Annotated in this window: 6 protein-coding genes and 2 tRNA genes; 4 read left to right on the top strand and 4 right to left on the bottom strand. The window is 74.5% G+C overall.

Annotation, left to right across the window (positions count from 1 at the left end):
- The coding region (locus ACZ4WZ_RS32935) for a helix-hairpin-helix domain-containing protein (RefSeq protein ID WP_467896653.1) at positions 1–2176 on the top strand (2176 nt) is incomplete at its 5' end.
- Between the two features lie 58 nt (positions 2177–2234).
- Here the strand turns inward: ACZ4WZ_RS32935 and ACZ4WZ_RS32930 are convergent.
- On the bottom strand, positions 2235–2924 hold the full coding sequence (locus ACZ4WZ_RS32930; RefSeq protein ID WP_467896651.1) for a hypothetical protein: 690 nt from the start codon (positions 2922–2924) through the stop codon (positions 2235–2237).
- A 47-nt stretch (positions 2925–2971) separates the two neighbouring features.
- Between ACZ4WZ_RS32930 and ACZ4WZ_RS32925 the strand changes: the two genes are divergently transcribed.
- Positions 2972–3160: a DUF5703 family protein gene (locus ACZ4WZ_RS32925; RefSeq protein WP_388943548.1), complete on the top strand. Its 189-nt coding sequence runs from the start codon at positions 2972–2974 to the stop codon at positions 3158–3160.
- A 39-nt stretch (positions 3161–3199) separates the two neighbouring features.
- Here ACZ4WZ_RS32925 and ACZ4WZ_RS32920 read toward each other — a convergent pair whose 3' ends face one another.
- From ACZ4WZ_RS32920 to ACZ4WZ_RS32910, 3 genes are all read right to left on the bottom strand, one after another.
- Positions 3200–3907 carry a chaplin gene (locus tag ACZ4WZ_RS32920; protein ID WP_467896680.1) on the bottom strand — a complete coding sequence of 236 codons (708 nt, stop codon included), beginning with the start codon at positions 3905–3907 and terminating at the stop codon, positions 3200–3202.
- Between the two features lie 192 nt (positions 3908–4099).
- Positions 4100–4333: a chaplin ChpH gene (chpH, locus tag ACZ4WZ_RS32915; protein WP_467896649.1), complete on the bottom strand. Its 234-nt coding sequence runs from the start codon at positions 4331–4333 to the stop codon at positions 4100–4102.
- Between the two features lie 158 nt (positions 4334–4491).
- On the bottom strand, positions 4492–5817 hold the full coding sequence (locus ACZ4WZ_RS32910) for a M20/M25/M40 family metallo-hydrolase (protein ID WP_467896647.1): 1326 nt from the start codon (positions 5815–5817) through the stop codon (positions 4492–4494).
- 168 nt (positions 5818–5985) lie between these two features.
- Between ACZ4WZ_RS32910 and ACZ4WZ_RS32905 the strand changes: the two genes are divergently transcribed.
- A tRNA-Leu gene (locus ACZ4WZ_RS32905) sits at positions 5986–6070 on the top strand.
- 170 nt (positions 6071–6240) lie between these two features.
- Positions 6241–6325, top strand: a tRNA-Leu gene (locus tag ACZ4WZ_RS32900).
- Position 6326: the final 1 nt, after the last annotated feature.

Below are 6326 nucleotides of genomic sequence, written 5' to 3'. Positions count from 1 at the left end.
AGAAGACCCGGAGGGCACCGAGGGCGCGGACGGGCCGGACGGGGAGCCGGGGGCGGAGCCCGCGGACACCGGGCGGGACGCCGCGGCGGAAGACCCGGAGGGCACCGAGGGCGCGGACGGGCCGGACGGGGAGCCGGGGGCGGAGCCCGCGGACACCGGGCGGGACGCCGCGGCGGAAGACCCCGCGGGAACCGCCGGGGAGCCCGCGACGGAGCCGGCCACGGGGCACGACGCCGGCGGGACCGCGCCCGAGCTCACCGAGGCCCAGGCCGAGCTCGCCGCGCAGAAGGTCGAGCGCGAGCGCATCGCCCGCCGCAAGGCCGAGCGCGAGGGCCCCGTCGACGCCGGCGGCAAGCTCAGCGGCAAGGCCGCCGACCTGCTGGCCGCCGTACGGGCCGTGGAGAGCGGCGCCCAGGCGGCCCCCGTCTACTTCGACGAGGCCCCCGCCGCGCCCCGCAAGGCCGCTCCCGCTCCCCCGCAGCCGCGCCCGGCGGCCCCCGCGCCCGCGCCCGCCCCCACCGCCGGGGACATCGGCGCCGTCCGGGCCGTGCTCGCCCGCGGCGGCGCCCCCGAAACCCTGGCCGGACAGGCCGCGGAGGCTCTCGGCGAGGGAGCCGCCGAGCAGCTCGCCGAGGATCCCTGGCGGCTCCTCGCCGTCCCCGGGGTCCGCCCGACGCAGGCCGACGGCTTCGCGCAGGCCCTGCTCGGCCCCGCGGCGGGCCCCGCCGACGCACGACGCGGCGCCGCCCTGCTGGGCTGGCTGCTGGACCAGGCCGCCCTCAAGGGTCACACCGCCCTGGAGGCCCCGGTCCTGGAGAAGGCCCTGGCCCAGTACGGGGTGCCGGCCCCCGCCGACACCCTGGAGGCGGCCATCGGCGAGGGCACGGTGCTGGTGTTCCACGAGCCGCTGGGCCCGCCCGCCGGTGAGGACGAGGAGCAGCCGGTACGGATTCTCGTGGGCCTGGAGGAGTACGCCCTGGCCGAGGAGGCGCTCGCCGACGGCCTGGCCCGTCTCGCGGGCACCTTCGGCGGCCCCGCGGACTGGTCGGCGGCGGCGGTCGGCGCCGGCGCCGAGCTGGTCCGGGCCGTCGCGGGCCACGGCCTGGTCGCCCACACCGGCGGGGAGGCCTCCCGCGCCGAGGCGGCGGCGCTGCTCGGGGCCGCCCGGCAGCTGGGCCTGCGGGCCGTGCTGGCCTCGCACGCTCCGGCGCCCGGAACCGTCACCGTGGCCGGGCTGCTCGCGGGGACGGAGGGCCCGGGGCGGGACGCCGACGGCCGCTTCGACCTGGACCTGCTGATCGTCCTGGACGCACCCCAGCTGGACGTGGAGACGGCGGCCGCGCTGGTGGAGTCGGTGCCGGACGGGGCCCGGCTGGTGCTCTCCGGGGACCCGGGGGTCCTCGGATCCGCCGGACCGGGGCGGGTGTTCGCCGATGTACTGGCGGCCCGCGCCTTCCCGCAGGTGGTGTCGCGCACCCCGGACCCGGGCCCGGTCGGCGAGCTGGTGTCGGGCATCGGCATCGGGGAGCTGAACCGGGTCGACGCCCCCGGCAAGGAGGTCGTCATCGTCCCCGTGCGGGACGCCGGCGAGGCCGTGCACCGCACCGTCCAGCTGGTCGCCGAGTCGGTGCCGCGGGCCTTCGGGATCCCGGCGGAGGCCGTGCAGGTCATCACCCCGGGCCACGGCGGTCCCGCCGGGACCCGGGCACTGAACGCGGCCCTCAAGGAGCGGCTGAACCCCGGCCCCGGCCGGTTCGCCGGCTTCGACCCCGGCGACCGGGTGGTCCACGTGCCCTCCCCCGGGCGGGCGCTGCCGGCCCGGGTGGTGTCGGCCGACGCGCAGGGGCTGCACCTGGAGGCGCCGGGCGCGCGGGTCGTCGTACCGCAGGAGCGGGTGGAGGCGCAGGTCCGTCACGGCTGGGCGGTGACGGCGCACCAGGCGGTCGGCGCGCGCTGGCCGGCGGTGGTCGTCGTACTGCCCGGGGACGCGGCGCAGACCCTGACCCGGGACTGGGTGTACACGGCGTTCGGGCGTGCCGAGCGGCACCTGTCGGTGGTCCACGGGGTGGACGAGGCGCTGCCGCGCGCGGTGGCGCAGGGGCTGCCGAAGCCGCGTACGACCCGGCTGACGGGCCTGCTGCGGGCCCTCACGGCCGCGCAGGAGGAGCAGCCGTAGCGGGCCCCGTCCGTGCCCCGCCCGGCCGGAGGGCGGACGGGGCGCGGACGGCGGTGAGTCAGGCCGGGGCGAGCCCGGACGCGGCGGCGCTCTCCTCGTCGGCGTCGGTGCCGTCGGCGTCGTCGGCGTCGTTCTCGTCGGCGTCGTCGGGCTCCTCGTCGAAGACCGAGCTCACGTCGAAGCGGTGCAGTACGTCCTGCGGATCGGTCGATCCGAAGGGGGAATCGAGCCAGTCCCCCGGTTCCGCGACCTCCTCCAGGGCGGCGATCCAGAGGGTGGAGTCGCCCTCCTCCAGACCGAACTCCTTGTAGCGGGAGGCGATCTCGTCGGGCTCGTACTCCCCGAAGAGGACGCCCAGCGCTCCGGCGGTACCGCCGCCGTCGAGGAGTTCGGCGTCACGGTCGTGGGCGGCGACCCGTTCGGCCTGGGCGACCAGCCGCGCCGGTTCGACGACGGCGTAGTCGCGGCGGATGAGCACGCTGAAGGCGGCGGGCTCGGCGGGGCCGGTGTACGGGACACCGGTCTCGGGCGCGGGGATCTCGAAGGGGGTGACCTCGTCGTAGCGGTCGTAGAGGAGTTCGTCGTACTCCTCGGCCGCGGCGGCGAGTTCGTTGAAGGCGGCGTAGACGGCCGGGTCCTCGTCCCCGATCCTGCTCTCGACCGCGGCGAGGTGACGGTCGAGAGCGGCCTTGACCGCCTCGGCGGCGGCGCGTACCTCGGCAACAGTGGGCAGAGCGGCATCAGACATAGTGCAGACGCTATCCGTAGCGGGCCGGTGCCCGCACAATAGATGCGATGCCGGAATACGAATTCGTCGACGTGTACGTGCCTCGCGGGACCCCCCGCAAGGAGGCGACCCGACTGCTGACCGACCATGCGGAATACGGGAACTGGGAGCTGGACCGCCTGACCCTGTACCGGGACGGCAGCCGCCGCGCGCGGTTGCGCCGCCGGATCATCCGCCAGGTCCGCGCGACCTGGTGACGCGGGCCCCGGGAGCGGGGCCCGCGTCGTGAGGGGCCGTCAGGCGGCGTTGCGGGCGCGCCGGTAGAGCACGGCGCCGGCCAGCAGCAGGCCGCCCGCGAGCGGCACGCCGGCGGTCATGGCGTCACCCGCGCCCGTGGCGGCGAGGGCGGGTTCCGTCCCCTGGCCGGGGCGGGTGGCCGGGGCGCCGGGCTTGCCCGGGGCGACCGGGCCGGCACCGGGGTTGCCGGGGGTGTGCCCGCCCGGGGTGCCGGAGTTGCCCGGCGACTGGCCGCCGGGGTTGCCCGGGGTGTGACCGCCCGGAGTGCCGGGGTTCCCGGGGTGGCCGGGCTCGTCGTCGTCGCACGGCTCCTCGTGTCCACCGCCCGGGTGACCGGGCTGGCCGGGGTGTCCGGGCTGGCCGGGGTGTCCCGGCTGACCCGGATTGCCCGGCTGGCCGGGGTTGCCCGGATTACCGGGGTTGCCGGGCTGGCCCGGGTTGCCGGGCTGGCCGGGGTTGCCCGGCTGGCCCGGGTTGCCGGGGTGCTGCGGCTTGCCCGACTGGTTGGCGCAGCGGTTCCCGAAGGCCGGGTTCAGTCCCCCCACCACCGTCACCGTGTTGCCGCACGCGTTCACCGGCACGTCCACCGGCGCCTGCACGTTGTTCCCGGACAGCAGGCCCGGTGAGTTCGAGGCGTGCCCCGACGCACTCGAGTCCGCCTGGGCCTGACCGCCGGCGAACGCGAGGACACCGCCCGCGGCCGCCATCGTGATCAACGTCTTCCTCGTGACCTGAACCGGTCGTCGCATCTGTACTCGTCCCCTGGTGTGTACGTTCCGTTCGACGCGCAGGCCGTACAGTTCCCCCGCCTGCCGCGCCGAACAAGTGGGCTTCCGGGCCGGAAAAGCCCGGCGGCCCCGGAGCGCTGGATGCACTCCGGGGCCAGAACTTCAGAAGCGTCAGGCGTTGACGCAGGTGTTGCCGAAGGCCGGGTTCAGCAGGCCGATGACGTTCACGGTGTTGCCGCAGACGTTCACCGGGATGTGAACCGGAACCTGGACGACGTTGCCGGACAGGACACCGGGGGAGCCGATGGCCGCACCGTGGGCACCCGCGTCGGCGGCAGCCACGCCCGCACCCGCGAGAACCAGACCACCGGTGGCAGCCGCAGCGGCGACAACCTTCTTGAGCATTGTTCCTCCTAGTAGGCAAGTGCGGTCCCAGCCGCGGACCGCACCACCTGTAACGAGGAGGGATCACCGGGGCTACGAGCGTATGAGCGCATTCACTCTTCTCAGTGGAATCCGCACACCTTCCCGAATCTCCGGCGTTATGGGGGGCTCGGCGCCCGTCAGGCGTTGTCGATGAACCGGTCCAGGACCCGGACGCCGAACTTCAGCCCGTCCACCGGGACCCGCTCGTCCACGCCGTGGAACATGCCGGCGAAGTCCAGCTCCGGCGGCAGCTGGAGCGGAGCGAAGCCGAAGCAGCGGATGCCGAGGTCGTCGAAGGACTTGGCGTCCGTCCCGCCGGAGAGCATGTACGGGACCGCCCGCGCGATCGGGTCCTCGGCCTTCAGGGCGCCCTGCATGGCGTCCACGAGCCGCCCGTCGAAGTCCGTCTCCAGGGCCTTGTCCCCGTGCACGTCCTCGCGCTTCACGCGCGGGCCGAGGATCCGGTCGAGGTCGGCGAAGAACTCGTCCTCGTAGCCCGGCAGGAAGCGGCCGTCCACGTGCGCCGTGGCCTGCCCGGGGATGACGTTGACCTTGTAGCCGGCACCGAGCATCGTCGGGGCCGCGGAGTTGCGCAGCGTCGCGCCGACCATCTTGGCGATCCCGCCGAGCTTGGCGAGCGTCGCGTCCATGTCGTCGGGGTCGAGCGGGGTTCCGAGCGCGTCCGAGAGTTCGTCGAGGAAGTGCCGAACGGTCTTCGTGACCCGCACCGGCCACTGGTGGCGGCCGAGGCGCCCGACGGCCTCGCACAGCTCGGTGATCGCGTTGTCGTTGTTGGTCATGGAGCCGTGGCCCGCGGTGCCCTCGACCGTGAGCCGCATCCAGTGCATGCCCTTCTGGGCCGTCTCCACGAGGTACAGCCGCAGGTTCTCGTTCACGGTGAAGGAGAAGCCGCCGACCTCGCCGATGGCCTCGGTGACGCCCTCGAAGAGGCCGGGGTGCTTGTCGACGAGGTGCCGGGCCCCGTACGTGCCGCCCGCCTCCTCGTCCGCCAGGAAGGCCAGCACGATGTCGCGGGGCGGCTTGCGCCCGCTGCGCATGCGGTCGCGCACGACGGCCAGCGTCATCGCGTCCATGTCCTTCATGTCGACCGCCCCGCGCCCCCACACGCAGCCGTCGGCGATCTCCCCCGAGAACGGGTCGTAGGTCCAGTCGGCGGCGTTGGCCGGGACCACGTCGGTGTGCCCGTGGATCAGCAGGGCCGGCCGCGAGGGGTCCTCCCCCTCGATCCGGGCCACGGTCGACGCGCGCCCCTTGTGCGACTCGAAGACCTGCGGCTCCAGCCCGACCTCGGCCAGCTTCTCGGCGACCCACTCGGCCGCCTTGCGCTCACCGGGGCCCGAGTGGTCCCCGTAGTTGCTCGTGTCGATCCGGATGAGGTCCCGGCAGAGGTCGACGACCTCGTCCTGTCCGGAGACGGCCTTGCCCGCGCCCGATGCGCTCACGCTGTTCCTCCCACTGATCAGTACCGGATGCCGCCCCCATCCTCCCGCCCCGGGGGCGTCCGCCCAAGGGCGTTCCCCGCCCACCGGGGGTGTGATCGAGGACCCCCCGCCGTTTGGTAGTGTTTTCCACGTCGCACCGGCCCGTGAGGGACGTGAGGCGCACACCCGGTCCGGGTGGCGGAATGGCAGACGCGCTAGCTTGAGGTGCTAGTGCCCTTTATCGGGCGTGGGGGTTCAAGTCCCCCCTCGGACACATACAGAAGGACCCCGCTCCGGCGGGGTCCTTCTTCGTTCCCCGGCATGGCCGCAAACCGGCGTGCCGAGGGGACGGAGGGTGCGGGAGGCCGGGGACGAGCCACCCCGGAATGTTTGGTAATGTTTTCCACGTCGCAACGGCCGCGAGGAACGTACGGCGCACACCCGGTCCGGGTGGCGGAATGGCAGACGCGCTAGCTTGAGGTGCTAGTGCCCTTTATCGGGCGTGGGGGTTCAAGTCCCCCCTCGGACAC

The sequence above is a fragment of the Streptomyces sp. NPDC029122 genome, from assembly GCF_055569445.1.
Note: the sequence above shows the minus strand (reverse complement) of the source record. Positions and strands in the feature narration are given on the sequence as shown.

Excerpts from the sequence above, each read along its gene's own strand:
- ACZ4WZ_RS32930 (WP_467896651.1), bottom strand. The coding sequence starts at position 2,924 with ATGTCTGATGCCGCTCTGCCCACTGTTGCCGAGGTACGCGCCGCCGCC.
- ACZ4WZ_RS32925 (WP_388943548.1), top strand. The coding sequence starts at position 2,972 with ATGCCGGAATACGAATTCGTCGACGTGTACGTGCCTCGCGGGACCCCC.
- ACZ4WZ_RS32920 (WP_467896680.1), bottom strand. The coding sequence starts at position 3,907 with ATGGCGGCCGCGGGCGGTGTCCTCGCGTTCGCCGGCGGTCAGGCCCAG.
- chpH (WP_467896649.1), bottom strand. The coding sequence starts at position 4,333 with ATGCTCAAGAAGGTTGTCGCCGCTGCGGCTGCCACCGGTGGTCTGGTT.